Origin of the sequence: Roseomonas aerilata DSM 19363 (assembly GCF_000711725.1) — a bacterium.
In the GTDB taxonomy this organism is placed as follows: Bacteria; Pseudomonadota; Alphaproteobacteria; order Acetobacterales; family Acetobacteraceae; genus Roseomonas; species Roseomonas aerilata.
In genome coordinates this window covers 136,874-151,192 of the sequence record NZ_JONP01000012.1, presented here as the reverse complement: position 1 = coordinate 151,192, position 14,319 = coordinate 136,874, and the positions used below count along the sequence as shown (strand labels likewise).

The 14,319-nt window shown below is 71.3% G+C and carries 13 protein-coding genes; 8 read left to right on the top strand and 5 right to left on the bottom strand.

Annotated features, from left to right (window positions below; translation table 11 throughout):
* Nucleotides 1-149 precede the first annotated feature (149 nt).
* Both BO39_RS15640 and BO39_RS15635 read left to right on the top strand, forming a co-directional pair.
* Nucleotides 150-602 carry a septal ring lytic transglycosylase RlpA family protein gene (locus BO39_RS15640; protein WP_052402158.1) on the top strand — a complete coding sequence of 151 codons (453 nt, stop codon included), beginning with the start codon at nt 150-152 and terminating at the stop codon, nt 600-602.
* A 118-nt stretch (nt 603-720) separates the two neighbouring features.
* Nucleotides 721-1,707 carry a substrate-binding domain-containing protein gene (locus BO39_RS15635; RefSeq protein ID WP_043834942.1) on the top strand — a complete coding sequence of 329 codons (987 nt, stop codon included), beginning with the start codon at nt 721-723 and terminating at the stop codon, nt 1,705-1,707.
* 6 nt (nt 1,708-1,713) lie between these two features.
* Here the strand turns inward: BO39_RS15635 and BO39_RS15630 are convergent, their stop codons facing one another.
* The 4 genes from BO39_RS15630 to BO39_RS15615 all read right to left on the bottom strand — a co-directional run bounded on the left by BO39_RS15630 (nt 1,714) and on the right by BO39_RS15615 (nt 5,828).
* Complete coding sequence (locus tag BO39_RS15630; RefSeq protein WP_043835092.1) at nt 1,714-2,682, bottom strand: Bug family tripartite tricarboxylate transporter substrate binding protein; 969 nt, start codon at nt 2,680-2,682, stop codon at nt 1,714-1,716.
* Between the two features lie 87 nt (nt 2,683-2,769).
* Nucleotides 2,770-3,753 carry a Bug family tripartite tricarboxylate transporter substrate binding protein gene (locus BO39_RS15625; protein ID WP_043835090.1) on the bottom strand — a complete coding sequence of 328 codons (984 nt, stop codon included), beginning with the start codon at nt 3,751-3,753 and terminating at the stop codon, nt 2,770-2,772.
* A gap of 78 nt (nt 3,754-3,831) precedes the next feature.
* The gene (locus BO39_RS15620) at nt 3,832-4,662 is read right to left on the bottom strand and encodes an alpha/beta fold hydrolase (protein WP_052402155.1); all 831 of its coding nucleotides are present in this window, start codon (nt 4,660-4,662) and stop codon (nt 3,832-3,834) included.
* Entirely contained in the window at nt 4,659-5,828 is a 1,170-nt protein-coding gene (locus tag BO39_RS15615) for an FAD-dependent monooxygenase (protein WP_043834940.1), read from the bottom strand. The genes BO39_RS15620 and BO39_RS15615 overlap by 4 nt, the downstream gene beginning before the upstream one ends.
* Before the next feature lie 161 nt (nt 5,829-5,989).
* On the opposite strand from BO39_RS15615, the gene BO39_RS15610 reads away from it, so the two are divergent.
* The 6 genes from BO39_RS15610 to pdxA all read left to right on the top strand — a co-directional run bounded on the left by BO39_RS15610 (nt 5,990) and on the right by pdxA (nt 13,231).
* A complete protein-coding gene (locus tag BO39_RS15610; protein ID WP_043834938.1) occupies nt 5,990-6,889 on the top strand; it encodes a LysR substrate-binding domain-containing protein in 900 nt (299 codons plus the stop codon).
* A 71-nt stretch (nt 6,890-6,960) separates the two neighbouring features.
* Nucleotides 6,961-8,781 carry a thiamine pyrophosphate-binding protein gene (locus BO39_RS15605; RefSeq protein WP_245615189.1) on the top strand — a complete coding sequence of 607 codons (1,821 nt, stop codon included), beginning with the start codon at nt 6,961-6,963 and terminating at the stop codon, nt 8,779-8,781.
* Between the two features lie 50 nt (nt 8,782-8,831).
* Nucleotides 8,832-9,845 carry a Bug family tripartite tricarboxylate transporter substrate binding protein gene (locus tag BO39_RS15600; RefSeq protein WP_052402154.1) on the top strand — a complete coding sequence of 338 codons (1,014 nt, stop codon included), beginning with the start codon at nt 8,832-8,834 and terminating at the stop codon, nt 9,843-9,845.
* A 118-nt stretch (nt 9,846-9,963) separates the two neighbouring features.
* Nucleotides 9,964-10,950 (top strand): 2-keto-3-deoxygluconate permease, encoded by a 987-nt coding sequence (locus BO39_RS15595; protein WP_052402153.1) that lies wholly within the window; start codon nt 9,964-9,966, stop codon nt 10,948-10,950.
* On the top strand, nt 10,947-12,200 hold the full coding sequence (locus BO39_RS15590; RefSeq protein WP_043834936.1) for a four-carbon acid sugar kinase family protein: 1,254 nt from the start codon (nt 10,947-10,949) through the stop codon (nt 12,198-12,200). The genes BO39_RS15595 and BO39_RS15590 overlap by 4 nt, the downstream gene beginning before the upstream one ends.
* Complete coding sequence (pdxA, locus tag BO39_RS15585; RefSeq protein ID WP_043834934.1) at nt 12,197-13,231, top strand: 4-hydroxythreonine-4-phosphate dehydrogenase PdxA; 1,035 nt, start codon at nt 12,197-12,199, stop codon at nt 13,229-13,231. The genes BO39_RS15590 and pdxA overlap by 4 nt, the downstream gene beginning before the upstream one ends.
* Before the next feature lie 173 nt (nt 13,232-13,404).
* Here the strand turns inward: pdxA and BO39_RS15580 are convergent, their stop codons facing one another.
* Nucleotides 13,405-14,319: an iron-containing redox enzyme family protein gene (locus BO39_RS15580; protein WP_245615187.1), complete on the bottom strand. Its 915-nt coding sequence runs from the start codon at nt 14,317-14,319 to the stop codon at nt 13,405-13,407.

The window sequence follows — 14,319 nt, the reverse complement described above, 5'->3', positions numbered from 1 at the left end:
GCTTCGGATGTGACGCGGTGTCCCGCGCGCAGGCGGTGGAAACGCCCCCTCTCCCGGATGGATGCCCCATCGCCCTGATCCTTCCGCTCCCCGTCCAACCGTCTCCGGTGCCCGGCGTTGATTCCACAATAGAAGCCAGGTGAACCGATTTGCGCGCCCTGCTCGTCCTCGCCGCACTCCTTGGCAGCCCCGCCCTCGCTCAGCCCGCCGTACCGGACGCCTCGGGCGGCGCACGGCGCGGCCAGGCCTCGGTCTTCGCCCCCGCGCTCGCCGGCCGCCGGATGGCCGATGGCGGCACGGTGGAACTGAGCTCCGACAGCGCGGCGAGCGACGCGCTTCCCCTCGGCAGCACAGCCCGCGTGCGCAACCTCCGCAACGGCCGCATCGCGATCGTGCGTGTCCGCGATCGCCTGCCCGCGTCGGGGCAGCGCATCATCAGCGTCAGCCCGAAGGTCGCTCAGTTCCTCGGCATGCCCGTCAATGGCGTCGCGCAGGTCGAGGTCGCACCGCTCGCCGTGCCGCAGCGCGACGGCAGCATCAAACTCGGCGCGGGCACCGGCCTCGCAGGCCGCCGCGCGCGTATCGTCGAGGCACCGCGCTGACGCATCGCGATTGACCGCATACTGAAAGAGCGCGACCCTCCTGCTGCAATCGACGCATGGCCGCCCCCTTTACGAAGGGCATCGCCGCGCGTGTCATCGGCAGCGCTCGGAGCACCTCATGCCCAACATCCCGATCACCCTCGCCCTCTCCGAGTATGACCACGTCCGCGACGTGCTCGACGGCACCGTGCCCGTTCCCGGCGCCGACCTCACCGTGCTCCGCATGCCCGTGGAGGAGATCTTCTATCGCTTCACCTTCCACCGGGAGTGGGACGTGTCGGAGATGTCCTTCGCGAAGGTCGTCTCCCTCATGTCGCAAGGCGATGACACGCTTGTTGCTATCCCGGTCTTCGTCTCCCGCATGTTCCGCCACTCCTCCTTCTACGTGAGTGCGGACAGCGAACTCACCGACCCCTCACAGCTCGCGGGCAAGCGCATCGGCGTGCCGGAATGGGCGCAGACCGCCGCCATCTACTCCCGCGGCATCATCGCCCACCGCTACGGCGTGGATCTTTCCAGCATCGAGTGGTTTCAGGCCGGCGTGAACGATCCCGGCCGCGTGGAGAAGGTGAAGCTCGACCTCCGCGGCGGATTGAGGCTCACCCCCGTGAAGGACCGCTCGCTCTCCCAGATGCTGCTCGACGGCGATCTCGACGTCGTCCTCTCCGCCCGTCCGCCCGCGCCCTTCCTAGAGAACCGGGGCATCCGCCGCCTCTTCGCGGACTACCAGGCCGAGGAGGAGCGCTTCCTGCGCGACACCGGCATCTTCCCCATCATGCACGTCGTCGTCATCCGCCGGGAGGTCTACGACCGCCACCGCTGGCTAGCCCTCAACCTGATGAAGGCGCTGGAGACGGCCCGCGACCGCTCCCTCGCCCGCATGGCGGACATCACCCTCTCCTACTTCCCCATCCCCTGGATCGGGGAGCGCGCGCGCGCGGCGCGGGAGATGATCGGCGGAGACGGCTGGCCTTATGGCGTGGAGGACAACCGCGCGACGCTCGACGCCTTCACCACCTGGGCCTACGAGCAGGGCGTCTGCCACCGCAAGCTCGACCCCGCGGAGATCTTCGCGCCGGAGACGCGAAGCCGCTTTAAGGTCTGACGGTGACTACTCGGGCTTGATCCCGATCTCCCGCACGAGGGCGCCATACTTCTCCGTATCGTGGCGGATGAGTTCGGCGAAGCCCGCGGGCGTGGTGATCAGCGGTTCCAGCCCACCCGCCGATTCCAGCCGCCCCCTCACCGCAGGCTCGGCAAGGGAGGCGTTGATCTCCTCCCTCAGCTTCGCGACGACCGGCGCCGGTGTCCCGGCAGGCGCGAAGACGCCGAGCCAGATCAACACCTCGTAGCCCGGGAATATCTCCCCGATCCTCGGCAGGTCGGGAAAGGCAGTGGACCGCTGCGGTCCCGTCACCGCGATGGCCCGCAGCCGCCCCTGCTGGATGAGCGGCGCGGAGGAGGTGCCGGAGAAGACGGCCACCGTATCCCCGGCCACCGTCGCGGTCACGGCCGGCGTCCCCCCGCGGAAGGGCACGTGCAGCATGTCGATCCCCGCCCGCCGCATCAGCATCTCCATCGCCAACTGGTGCTGGCTGCCCGACCCGCCCGAGGCATAGGCGAGCGGCGGGTTGCTGCGCCGCGCCAGGGCAATGAACTCTTCGAAGTTCCGCACCGGCAGGGAAGGATTGACCGAGAGCACGAACTGGTTCGCCGCCACGCTCGCGATCGGGATGAGGTCGGTCGAGACGTTGAAGGGCGCACGCTCGTAGATCGCGGGATTCACCGTGATCACGGTGTCCTGCGCGAAGAGCAGCGTGTAGCCATCGGGGCGGGAGCGCACCGCCGCCTCGGTCGCGATCTGCCCGTTCGAGCCCGCGCGGTTCTCGATCACCACCGGCTGGCCCAGCCTCTCCCCCAACCGCTGGGAGAGGATCCGCGCCGCCACGTCCGGCGCGCCGCCTGGTGGAATGGTCACGAGCATGCGGAGTGGCCGGTCGGGATAGGGTGCCTGGGCTTGCGCCCGCACTACGCTGAGGCCGAGCACGGCCGGGGCCGCAAGCAGGCTGCGTCGTCTCATGGTCCCGGACCCTTCCATCCCTGTTCTTGGCGGTGAGGCTAGGCGCTCGCTGGACCGGTGACTACGGCCCTACGGTGCGCCGCAAGGTCACTGACGCTCGATCCGTGCCTCGTCGATCACCGCACTCCAGCGCCGCGCCTCGGCGGCGAAGAATGCCTTGAACTCCGCCGGTGAGTTCGCGCCGGGGCTCACGCCCAGCTCCTGCAACCGCCCCCGCAGTTCCGGATGGGCCATCACCGCCCCCACCGCGCCGCTCAGTCGCTCGACAATGGCCTGCGGCGTCGCGGCCGGCACGGAGATGCCGTTCCAGGAACGCACGACATAGCCGGGCAGCCCCGCTTCCTCGGCCGTTGGCGCCTCCGGCAACAGCGGGAAGCGCTCCTTCGTCGCGATCGCCAACGCCCGCAGCCGGCCCGCCTGAAGCTGCGGCAGCACGGGCGGAAGGATCTCGGAAGCGATCTGCACATCTCCCGCCACTACCGCGTTCAGCAGGTCCGGCGTGCCGCGATAGGTCACGACCGTCGCCTCGATCCCAAGCATCGCCCGCAGCAGTTCCGCCCCCAGATGCTGTGCATTGCCGACGCTGATGGAGCCTATGTTCAGCCGCCCCGGATTGGCCCGCCCATAGGCGATGGTCTGCCGGAGGTCGCGCGGCTCGAAGCCAGGTGCCACCGCCAGCACGTGGTCGAAGTAGGAGACGGTCGAGATGAAAGCGAGATCGCTCAGCGCGTCATAGGGCAAGCGCTTGTAGAGGGCGACGCCGGTCGCCGTGCTGGAGGTGGTCCAGAGCAGCGTGTGCCCGTCCGGCGCCGAGCGCACCACCGCCTCGGTCGCCACGATCCCGCCCGCGCCCGGCCGGTTGTCCACCAGCACCGTCTGCCCGAGCAGTTCGGACAGCCTCGGCGCCACCAGCCGCGCGACGATATCCGCCACGCCTCCGGGCGCGAAGCCAAGCACCAGCCGGATCGGCTTGTTCGGGTAGCCTTCCTGCGCCCAACCCCTCGACACGAAATGCGGCGCCGCCAGCAGGGCACCACCTACCAGCAGCCCACGCCGCTTGAGACCAGCCATCGACATCCTCTCCCTTCCGCTTCCTCGTCCCGGTGTGGCCGCGACGCGCGCTCTCCGGCGCGTTTGTCGCAGCCGGGCTCAGGCCGCCGCCGCGCGCGTCCCCCGCAACAGGCCGCGGATTTGGGCGGCGATCGCCGCCGGCGTCTCCACCGGCGTCAGGTGCCGCGCGCCCGGCAGCACCGTCAGCGTCGATCCCGGCACCGCCTCGTGGATCGCCCGCGCCATCGCCGGGGTTGTGGCATAGTCCTCCTCCCCCACCACGACCGCGACGGGCATGCACAGCGCCCCGAGACCTGGACGCAGATCCGCGTCGCCGAGCATGGCGCAGGTCGCGGCATAGGCGTCGAGATCGTTGGCGAGGAAGATGGCGGTGGTGGCCTCGACCACCTCCGGCCGCGCCGCACGGAAGGCATCGCCGAACCAGCGCGTCGCCTGGAAGGCCGCGAGCCCCGACAATCCCTCCGCCTGCGCTTTGGCTGCGCGCTCGCGCCACTCCGCGGGGGCCTTCTCGCCGTACCACGCCGTCGTGTCGATCAGCCCAAGCGCGACTGTGCGCGCCGTGTGCCGCGCGCCGAAGGCCTGCGCCACGCAGCCGCCCATCGAGCAGCCCGCGACCGTCGCCGCCGTCCAGCCGAGATGATCGAAGAGCGCTGCCAGGTCGTCCGCGAAAAGCGCCGTCGTATAGGGCCCCGCCGGCCTGCCCGACCGCCCGTGCCCGCGGCAGTCATAGGCAAGGATCTCCGCCTCCCCGCCCAGCTCGGCCACAACCCCATCCCAGAAGCGGCGGTCGAGCGCGAGAGAATGGATCAGCGCCAGCCGCGGCGCCGCCTGCCCTGTTCCGCGGTGAAGCGTGTAGGCGATCTCGCAACCATCCGCCGCGCGCGCCGCGCCCTCCACGCCCGCGCTCATGCCGCCGCCTGCGGCAGGATCGCGCCGGCGGCCGGCTCGTCCAGCGGTGCGTTCCAGGCGTCGTAGCCGTAGAGCCAGCTCGTGTCGTCGTTGCCGCCGCTCATCCAGGTATTGGCGGAGGAGATCGCCTGGATGCGCGAGGTCCGCGGCTTGCGATGGGCCTCGTAGCGCCTGAAGGCGCCCTCGACGCTCCCACCCCGCGCCTCGGCGAGGCAGCGCGCCAGCACCGCCGCATCCTCGATGGAGGTCGCCGCGCCCTGCGCCATGTAGGGCGTCATCGGGTGGCAGGCATCGCCCAGCAGGACCACGCGCCCGCTGCTCCAGCTCGGCAGCGGATCGCGCTCGAGGATTGCCCATTTGTGGCAGTCCGGGCAGGCCTCCAGCACCATGCGGACCTCCTCGTGGAAGCCCTCATAGGCCGCGCGCAGCTCCCGCACGTCGCCCTTGGCCGACCAGGATTCCGGCGTGACCCAGTCCGCCGCCTCGGGCACGCTCGTCACGAAGTAGAGCTCGCTGCGGTCGGCGCGGGTGTAATAGATCACGATGTGCCGGTCCGGCCCCCACCACTTCGTCCGCGACGGCGTGATCGCCTTCGGCATGAGCGAGGCGTCGAACACCGCGCGATAGGCGATGCGCCCGCGATGAATCGGCTTGTCCGGCCCGACGATCAGGCTGCGCACGACGGAGTGCACGCCATCCGCCCCGATCACCGCATCCGCCGTCGCCGTGCTGCCATCCGCGAAGCGCAGCGTCACCGGCCCGCCATCCTGATCCAGCCCGACGAGCTTCTTATTAAGTTCGATCCGCTCCATCGGCACGGCGGAGGCGAGCGCGTCGTGCAGGTCGGCGCGGTGCATGCAGAGGAAGGGCGCACCGTAGAGATCTTCCGGCATCGGCAACTCGCGCTTCACCTCGCCCGTGTCCCAGACGCGGTTGAGGTGAGAGTAGGGCGCGAAGGCCACCTCCCGCAGCCGCTTCTCCACGCCGATACCGCGCAGCACCTTCATCGAGTTTGGCAGCATCTGGATGCCCGCCCCGATGCGCCCGAAGTGCGAGGCCTGCTCGTAGACGCGCACGTCGAAGCCCGCCTGCAGCAGCGTCGCCGCGACGGCCATCCCGCCCATGCCGGCGCCCACGATGGCGATCGACGGATTTGCAGAAGTCATGACGTTCCCTCCGGCCCGTCGGGGCCCTGGCGGCTGGCTTGGCGCCGCCACCGCACGGTTGATCCGTGGCGAAGATTCTAGCCGGCGGACCAGGGATGTAAAATATATCCTTCCTACCAGTTCGGTACCTACGACATATGTAGGAAGGGGAAACGACCGCCGTGGAACTGCGCCACCTCCGCTACTTCGTCGCCGTGGCCGAGGAAGGCAGCGTCACTCGCGCTGCCCAGCGCCTCGGCCTCCAGCAACCACCGCTCAGCCAGCAGCTTCGCGCGCTTGAAAGGGAGATCGGCGTCCCGCTCTTTAACCGCGAGCCGCGCCGCGTCGTGCTCAACGAGGCGGGCCGCCTCTTCCTCCGCAGCGCCCGCGCCATCCTCGGCCAGGCGCAGGAGGGCGTCGAGGAGGTCCGCCGCTTCCACCGCGGCGAGGAAGGCCGGGTCGCCATCGGCTTCACCAGCTCCGCCTCGCTCCACCCCCTCGCCCCGCGCCTCATCCGCGCCTTCCGCGACCGCTACCCCCTCGTCCGCTTCGAGGTGGAGGAGAGCGAGACCTACGCTCTCCTCCTCGCGCTGGAGGAACACCGCATCGACGTCGCCCTGCTCCGCATCCCCGTCGCGCGCATCCCGCACCTGTCCAGCCACACCCTGGCCAGCGACGGGCTGATAGCCGCCCTCCCCCGCGCGCATCCCCTCGCCGCCGAGGAAGCGCCGCTCGACCTCTCCGCCCTCGCCGGCGAGCCCTTCATTCTCTACCGTCGCACCGACGGGCCCGGCATCTACGACGCCCTCCTCGGCGGATTGCAGCGCGCAGGCTTCGTGCCACGCGTGGTGGACGAAGTCTCGCGCATCATCGCCGCCATCAACCTCGTCGCGGCGGGGCGCGGCGTCACCATCGTCCCCGCCTCGATGCGCGTGCTGCACCGCGACGTCGTCGCCTACCGTCCGCTCGCCCCCGGCCCGCTGCCACCCCTGCCGCTGAATCTCGTGCACAACCGGGCCAATCGATCCCCGGCCGTCGCCAACTTCATCGAGGCCGCCCTGGCCGTGGCCGGAGAGGGCTAGCCTGGGCGCCCCCTGTTCATCCCTCGGCATTCCGCCATAGGCTGCGGCAAGACGAAGCGGGAGGAAACAGCATGCCGCGCGATGACCTGGAGACCGGCGGCGCGAAGTCCCGCGCCGAGGCGATGGACCGGCCCGTGCCCGCCACCCCCGCCGACAACCGCGCCTGGGGCAGCGACGCCATCGCCGACGTGCTGCGCGCGCTCGACATCCCCTTCATCGCCCTCAACCCCGGCGCCAGCTACCGCGGCCTGCACGACAGCCTCGTGAACCGCCTCGGCAACACCGCGCCGCAGATGCTCGTCTGCCTGCACGAGGAACACGCGGTCGCCCTCGCCCAGGGCTACTACAAGGCCTCCGGCCGGCCCATCGCGGCCGCGCTGCACAGCAATGTCGGCCTCATGCACGGCACCATGGCCATCTATAACGCCTGGTGCGACCGCGTGCCCGTGCTCGTCCTCGGCGCCACGGGCCCGGTGGACGCCGCCCGCCGCCGTCCCTGGATCGACTGGATCCACACCGCCCAGGACCAGGGCGCGCTGATCCGCCACTACACGAAGTGGGACGCCCAGCCCGCCTCGGTCCCCGCCGCGCGCGAGGCCCTGCTGCGCGCCCACCAGATCATGAACAGCGCGCCGCGCGGCCCGGTCTACGTGAACCTCGACGCCGCCATCCAGGAACAGGCGCTGGATTCCCTGCCCACCCCGCCCGATGTCTCGCGCTACGCCGCCCCCGCGCCCGCGGCCCCCGACCCCGGGCTGCTCGCCCGCGCCGTCGCCCTGCTCTCCGGCGCCGCCAACCCGCTCATCCTCATGGGCCGCACCGGCCGGACCACCGAGGCCTGGGACCAGCGCGTGAGGCTCGCCGAGGCGCTGGGCGCGAAGGTCGCGACCGACCTCAAGCTCCCTGCCACCTTCCCCACCGATCACCCGCTCCACGCGGCCGCCCCCGGCACCTTCGCGGCCCCGGCCCTACAGGCGGCGATGCGGGAGGCCGACGTGATCCTCGCCCTCGACTGGATCGACCTCGGCGGCACCCTCCGCGCCGCCGGCGCCGAGGAAGCCGGTCCTCGCATCATCCAGGTCTCGCCCGACCAGCGCCTGCACAACGGCTGGAGCTTCGACCACGGCGGCCTGCCCCCCGCCGACCTCAACTTCGACAACGAGCCGGACGTGGTCGTCGCCGCCCTCCTCGCCGCCGTCCTCGCCGCCCTGCCCGCGAAGCCGGCCGCAGCGCCGAGGCCCGCCGCCGTCGCCGCCCCGGCGCCGCAGGGTGGCACCCTTACCATCCCCGGCCTCGCCGCCTCTCTCCGCCGCAACACCGAGGGGCGCAAAGTCACCCTCATCCGCATTCCCCTCGGCTGGGATGGCGAGCTCTGGCACTTCGGCCACCCGCTCGACTACCTCGGCCAGGACGGCGGCGGCGGCATCGGCAGCGGCCCCGGCATGTCCGTGGGCGCGGCGCTCGCCCTTCGCGAGTCCGGCCGCCTGCCCGTCGCGGTGCTCGGCGACGGCGACACGATGATGGGTCTCTCCGCCCTCTGGACCGCCGCGCATTACCGCGTGCCGCTGCTCGTCATCGTCTCCAACAACCGCTCCTTCTTCAACGACGAGGTCCATCAGGAGCGCGTCGCGAAGGAGCGTGGCCGTCCTGTCGAGAACAAGTGGGTGGGACAGGCGATCTCCGACCCCGATCCGGACTTCGCGAAGCTGGCGGAGGGCCTCGGCCTCCTCGGCATCGGCCCGGTGGAGGACGAGGCCGCACTCGACGCCGCCATCGCCCGCGCCGTCGCCCATGTGGAGGCCGGCGGCACGGCCCTCGTCGATGCCCGCGTGGCCCCCGGCTACGCCCCCGCCATGGCCTCCGCCCTGACGCGGGAGCCAGGGCGGGACTGACCACGACCCAAGGCCGCCGCCAGAGCGGCCCGGAGAGAAGGAGGAGGCGAATGCCCGAACAGAACTACCCGCGGCCTGGCTGCGCCCCGGCGCTCACCCGCCGCGCGGCGCTGCTTCTCGCTGCCCCCGCCCTCCTGCCGCGGCGCGCCCGGGCACAAGGCGGCACGCCCTGGCCCACGGACAAGCCGGTCCGCATCGTCGTCACCCTCGCCCCCGGCGGCACGGCCGACTTCCTCGCCCGCAGCCTTTCCCAGCGGCTGCAGGAGGTCACCGGCAACAACTTCGTCGTCGAGAACCGGACGGGCGGAAGCGGTGCCGTCGGCTGGCAGGCCGCCGCCCGCGCCACGCCCGACGCGACCACGCTGCTGGTGATCGACAACTCCCTGCCCATCGCCGCCGCCGCGGGCCGGGACATCGGTTTCAACCTCGCGCGCGACCTCGAGCCGGTGCGCCTCCTCGCGCAGTACGCGCCGATCGTGGTGGTGAACCCAAGCCTGCCCGTCGCCGACCTTCCGGCCTTCGTGGAATACGCCAAGGCCCGCCCCGGGAGCCTCTTCTACGGCAGCAACGGCATCGGCAGCGTGACGCACCTGCAGACGGAACTGCTGCAGGCCGCCACCGGCATGCGCCTCAACCACGTCAGCTACCGCGGCATGGCCCAGGCTGCGACCGACCTCGTGGGCGGGCAGGTCCAACTCTTCCTCCCGGTCTTCCCCACCGTCGCCGGCCAGCTCCGCGGCGGCGCGCTGAAGCCGCTGGCCGTCGGCACCGAAGGCCCGCGCGTTCCCGCCCTGCCGAACGTCCCCAGCGCGCGGGAGCAGGGCATCGACTTCGCCGAGCAGACCTGGTTCGGCCTCATGGCCCCGCGCGGCATCCCGCCGGAGGCGATGGCCGCGATGGGGGCCGCCCTCGCCGCCGCCTGCTCCGGCGAGGCCTTCCGCCGCCGCCTGGAGGAGGGCGGCGCGACCGTGCCCGAGAACCCGCCCCCCTTCGGCGAGACCGTCACGCGGGAGGTCGCGCTCTGGACCCGCGTCCTGCGCGAGCGGAACATCGTGCTCGAATAACCCCTCGCCGGCAGGGCGGGTTTTCGGCGTTTTCGTTCCGTTAATTAGAAGCATCCCCCCCTCCCGCGCGTTGTGCCGGCAGTTTCCCCTCCTCCGAGGGGGCTGCCGGAGGATGTCCATGCAAGTTCCCATCAAACGCGCCATCGAACGGGTGCCCGGCGGCATGATGGTGGTGCCCCTCGCCATCGGGGCGCTGATTGCCACCTTCTTCCCGGATACCCCGAAGTTCTTCGGCTCCTTCACCGGCGCCCTCTTCTCGGGGGCACTGACCATCCTCGCGGTCTTTTATGTCTGCATGGGCGCGAGCATCGACTTCAAGGCGACGCCCTATATCCTGAAGAAGGGCGGCACGCTCTTCGGCGTGAAAGTCGGCGTCGCCATCCTCCTCGGCGTCGTCTTTGGCCAAATCCTGGGCGAGGCCCCGGTGGAAGCCGGCATCTTCGCGGGCCTCTCTACCCTGGCCATCGTCGCCGCGATGAACGACACCAATGGCGGCCTCTACATGGCGCTGATGGGACAGTACGGCGAACCCCGCGACGTCGGCGCCTATACCGTGATGACGCTCGAATCCGGGCCCTTCCTCACCATGGTCACCCTGGGCGTCGCCGGCCTCTCGGCCTTCCCCTGGCCCACCCTGGTGGGCTCCATCCTGCCCCTGATCGTCGGCATGATCCTTGGCAACCTCGACCGTGACATGCGCGACTTCCTCAGCCGCGCCATCCCCGTGATGATCCCCTTCTTTGCCTTCGCCCTCGGCAGCGGGCTGGACCTGGCGAAGGTCTGGCAGGCAGGGCTGCTCGGGCTCGGCCTCGGGGTGGCCGTGGTGGTCGTCACCGGCATCCCCCTCTTCCTGGCGGACCGCGCGATCGGCGGCTCCGGCGTGGCCGGGGTGGCGGCGGCTTCCACTGCCGGCAACGCCGCGGCGGTCCCGGCCATTGTGGCGGCGGCCAACCCGGTCTACGCACCGGCTGCCGCCCATGCGACGATCCTCGTGGCCGCAGCGGTCATTGTCACGACGGTGCTGGTGCCCCTGCTCACCGCCTGGACGGCCCGCCGCTTCGGCCCCACGCCACAGCCCGCCCAAGGACCGGTCCCTGCCGAATGACCACGCGCTGGCTGATCCTGGCCGATGACCTGACGGGCGCCGCCGACTGCGCCATCGCCTTCGCGCGGCGGGGCCTCTCGGCCTCCGTCGGCTGGCAGGGCGTCGAGGGCGCCTGGGACGGCGAGGTGCTGGCCATCGACGCGGACAGCCGCCGCCTCCCGCCCGTCGCGGCCGGCGATCGTCACGCCGCCCTCCTCCGTGCCCGGCATCGCCCGGGCACGGGGCTGATCAAGAAGATCGATTCCACCCTGCGCGGCCAGCCCGCCGCGGAACTCGCCGCCACCTGCGCCGCCCTGCGGGAAGCAGGCCGGCCCGCGCTGGCGGTCCTCGCCCCCGCCTTTCCCGCCACGGGCCGCACCACCGAGGGCGGCCGCGTCCACCTGAACGGCGCGCCTCTCGAAAGCACCGCCCTCTGGGCGCGCGACCACTCCTATGCCAGCGCCGTGCTGACCGAGGTTCTCGGCTCCACCGGCCTTTCCGCGCGGCTGCTGCCGCTGGACCTCATCCGTGCCGGCGAGGCCCCCCTGGCCGCGGCCCTGCGCGCCGCGCTGGCGGAGGGGCTAGACGCCGTCGTCTGCGATGCCGCCGCCCCCGGCGACCTCGAGGCGCTCGCCCGCGCCAGCCTGCCGCTGGCCGGAGAGGTCTTCTGGGTCGGCTCGGGCGGCATCGCGGCGGCCCTGGCGGCCGCCCTTCCCGGCAGCGCCGCAGCCGCCACTCCCTCCCTGCCGTCCCTGTCCGGCGGCGTTCTCATCGTCGTCGGCAGCATCGCCGAGGCCTCCCGCATCGCCGCGCGCCTGGTGGCGGAGGACGGGGCCGCCGAGTTCCCGGTCCCGCCCGACCTCCTCCGCGCGGGCCCCACCGATCCCCGCTGGGCCCCGCTCTCGGCCGGCATCGCGCAGTCCCTGGCGGAGGGCCGCGACACCCTGGTGGAGATCGCGGAGGATCCAGCGGCCGACCTGTCGCAGGGCGCGGCCCTGGCCGAGGCCCTCGCGGACCTCCTCACCCCCGCCGCCCGGCGCATGGGCGCACTTTTTGCCACGGGCGGCGAGACCGCCTGCGCCCTGCTCGGCCATCTCGGCGTGAACGGCATCCGCCTGCTGGACGAGGTGGAGCCGGGCGTGCCGCTCGGCCTCACCCAGGGGGCACTCGAAATCCCCGTCATGACGAAGGCCGGTGCCTTCGGCGATGGCGGAACCATCCTGCGCAGCCTCGCCCGGCTGCGCGACCTCACGCGGGAGAGCGCGATATGACCGAGGATACCCGCCCCATCGTCGCCATCACTATGGGCGACGCCTCCGGCATCGGGCCGGAAATCATCATGAAGGCCCTCGCCCGCGAGGACGTGCAGGCCATGTGCCGCCCCATCGTCGTCGGCGATGCGACGCGCCTGCGCGAAGCCGACGCGATCACGAAGACGGGCCTGACGGTGAACGCCATCGCCTCACCCTCCGAGGCCCGCTACGCCCCAGGCACGGTGGAGTGCATCGACCTCGGCATCATCCCGCCCGGCCACCCCTTCGGCCAGCTCTCCCCTCTCTCCGGAGAGGGCGCCTACCGCTACATCGAGCGCGCGACGCGCCTCGTGGAGGCGGGGGAGGCCGATGCCATCTGCACCGCGCCCCTCTCGAAGGAGGCGCTGCACGCCGCCGGCCATAAGTACCCCGGCCACACGGAGCTCCTGGCCCATCTGACCGGCACGCCGGAGGTCTCGATGATGCTGGTCGCGCCGAAGCTGCGCGTGATCCACGTCACCACCCATATCGGCCTCATCGACGCCATCCGGAAGATCGAGCCCGGCCTGGTGGAGCGCGTGATCGCCCGCGGGCACGCGACCCTCGTGAAGTCCGGCATGGCCGACCCGCGCATCGGCGTCTGCGCCATCAACCCCCATGCCGGGGAGAATGGCCTGTTCGGCCAGGGCGAGGAGGAGGAGAAGATCATCCCCGCCATCAAGGCCTGTCAGGCCAAGGGATGGCGCGTCGAGGGCCCGCTGCCGGCGGACACCCTCTTCTTCCGCGCCGCCCGCGGCGACTTCGATCTCGTGGTGGCGATGTATCACGACCAGGGCCATGGACCGGTGAAGGTGATGGGGCTGGAATCAGGTGTGAACATCACAGTCGGCCTGCCGGTGATCCGCACCTCCGTCGATCACGGCACCGCCTTCGACATCGCGGGCAAGGGCATCGCGGACGAGGGATCGCTCGTAGAGGCCCTGAAGCAGGCCGTGGACCTCGCACCGCGACGCGCCGAACGAACGGTTATCGAAACGATGTCAAGCTGAGAAATTAAATCGCGGCACTCACAAAGATCACGCTTGCGTGATGCTCGCGATGGTTGCATACTCCCTCTCACAGCAGCTTGGTCTTCCAAGTCGCTGCTTTCTTGGACGTTTCCTCCTATAAACTCAGGCGGTGCCCCCGGGCACCGCCTTCTTTTTTGCTCGTCGAACGGTGGTCAGTTCACCCGTCCGCCGGAACCCAGGCCCAGCTCTTGCCGGTAACGCTCGAAGCAGGCCGCGCCGCATTCCAGCCGCATCAGCGCCCCCTCGGCGATCGCCGGCGCCAGCGACGGATCCGCCGCGACGAGCGGATGGATCGCCTCCTTGTTCCAGGCCGCGGAGTGCTTCACGTCCAGCACCGCGTGCAGGTCGAAATAGTGCCGGTCGCCCGACGGCACCCCCAGCCGCTTCAGCCCACGCGCCACCATCGCCGCCCGCCCCGGCGCCGTCTGCTCGATCACGCCCAGTGCGCCCACGGATTGGTAAGTGTAGCGCCGATTGGCGGCCAACCCGGCCATGACATTCGCCAGGGCCAGGGATTCCCACACCGTCGTCTCCAGGCGCGGATCGAGGCCGAGCCGCCGCGCCAGGGTTTCGAGCAGCGGCCCGTGCATTCCCTTGGGGTTCCCGCGCCCCATTTCGTCCCAGTAGTTCCGCGCGATTTCGAGCTTCGGTCGCACCGGCAGGCGCACCTGGGTGATTGCCGCCAAGTCCTCGAAGCCGGCCTCACCGGCCACCTCCTGCGTCAGGAACCAGCAGAACTCCTCTCGCGTCGCTGTCTCGGCCAGCCAGGGGAAGAGGGGGTCGCCCTGGCCGGGGCCGTTGTGCTCCAGCGCCTCGAACCAGGCCACGAAGCCATCGGCGTCCCGCGGCGCCTCCGCGGCACGGGACGCGACCGCGGCCCGACGCTCCTCCAGGAACTCGCCCTCCTCCTGCAGCCATTCCGCCGCACGGGCGATGTCGCCTCGCCAGTCATGCTTCGGCAGCGCCGGCCGGAAGCGCTCCTCGTTGAAGGCGGCGAGGCTGCGCTGCAGGCGGTCCTCCCGCGCGAACGCCGCCGTCTCACCCATGTTGAAGCCGCCTTCTGGCAT

Coding starts and splice junctions, on each gene's coding strand:
- BO39_RS15635 (WP_043834942.1), top strand. CDS start 721: ATGCCCAACATCCCGATCACCCTCGCCCTCTCCGAGTATGACCACGTC.
- BO39_RS15630 (WP_043835092.1), bottom strand. CDS start 2,682: ATGAGACGACGCAGCCTGCTTGCGGCCCCGGCCGTGCTCGGCCTCAGC.
- BO39_RS15625 (WP_043835090.1), bottom strand. CDS start 3,753: ATGGCTGGTCTCAAGCGGCGTGGGCTGCTGGTAGGTGGTGCCCTGCTG.
- BO39_RS15620 (WP_052402155.1), bottom strand. CDS start 4,662: ATGAGCGCGGGCGTGGAGGGCGCGGCGCGCGCGGCGGATGGTTGCGAG.
- BO39_RS15615 (WP_043834940.1), bottom strand. CDS start 5,828: ATGACTTCTGCAAATCCGTCGATCGCCATCGTGGGCGCCGGCATGGGC.
- BO39_RS15605 (WP_245615189.1), top strand. CDS start 6,961: ATGCCGCGCGATGACCTGGAGACCGGCGGCGCGAAGTCCCGCGCCGAG.
- BO39_RS15600 (WP_052402154.1), top strand. CDS start 8,832: ATGCCCGAACAGAACTACCCGCGGCCTGGCTGCGCCCCGGCGCTCACC.
- BO39_RS15595 (WP_052402153.1), top strand. CDS start 9,964: ATGCAAGTTCCCATCAAACGCGCCATCGAACGGGTGCCCGGCGGCATG.
- BO39_RS15590 (WP_043834936.1), top strand. CDS start 10,947: ATGACCACGCGCTGGCTGATCCTGGCCGATGACCTGACGGGCGCCGCC.
- pdxA (WP_043834934.1), top strand. CDS start 12,197: ATGACCGAGGATACCCGCCCCATCGTCGCCATCACTATGGGCGACGCC.
- BO39_RS15580 (WP_245615187.1), bottom strand. CDS start 14,319: ATGCCAGAAGGCGGCTTCAACATGGGTGAGACGGCGGCGTTCGCGCGG.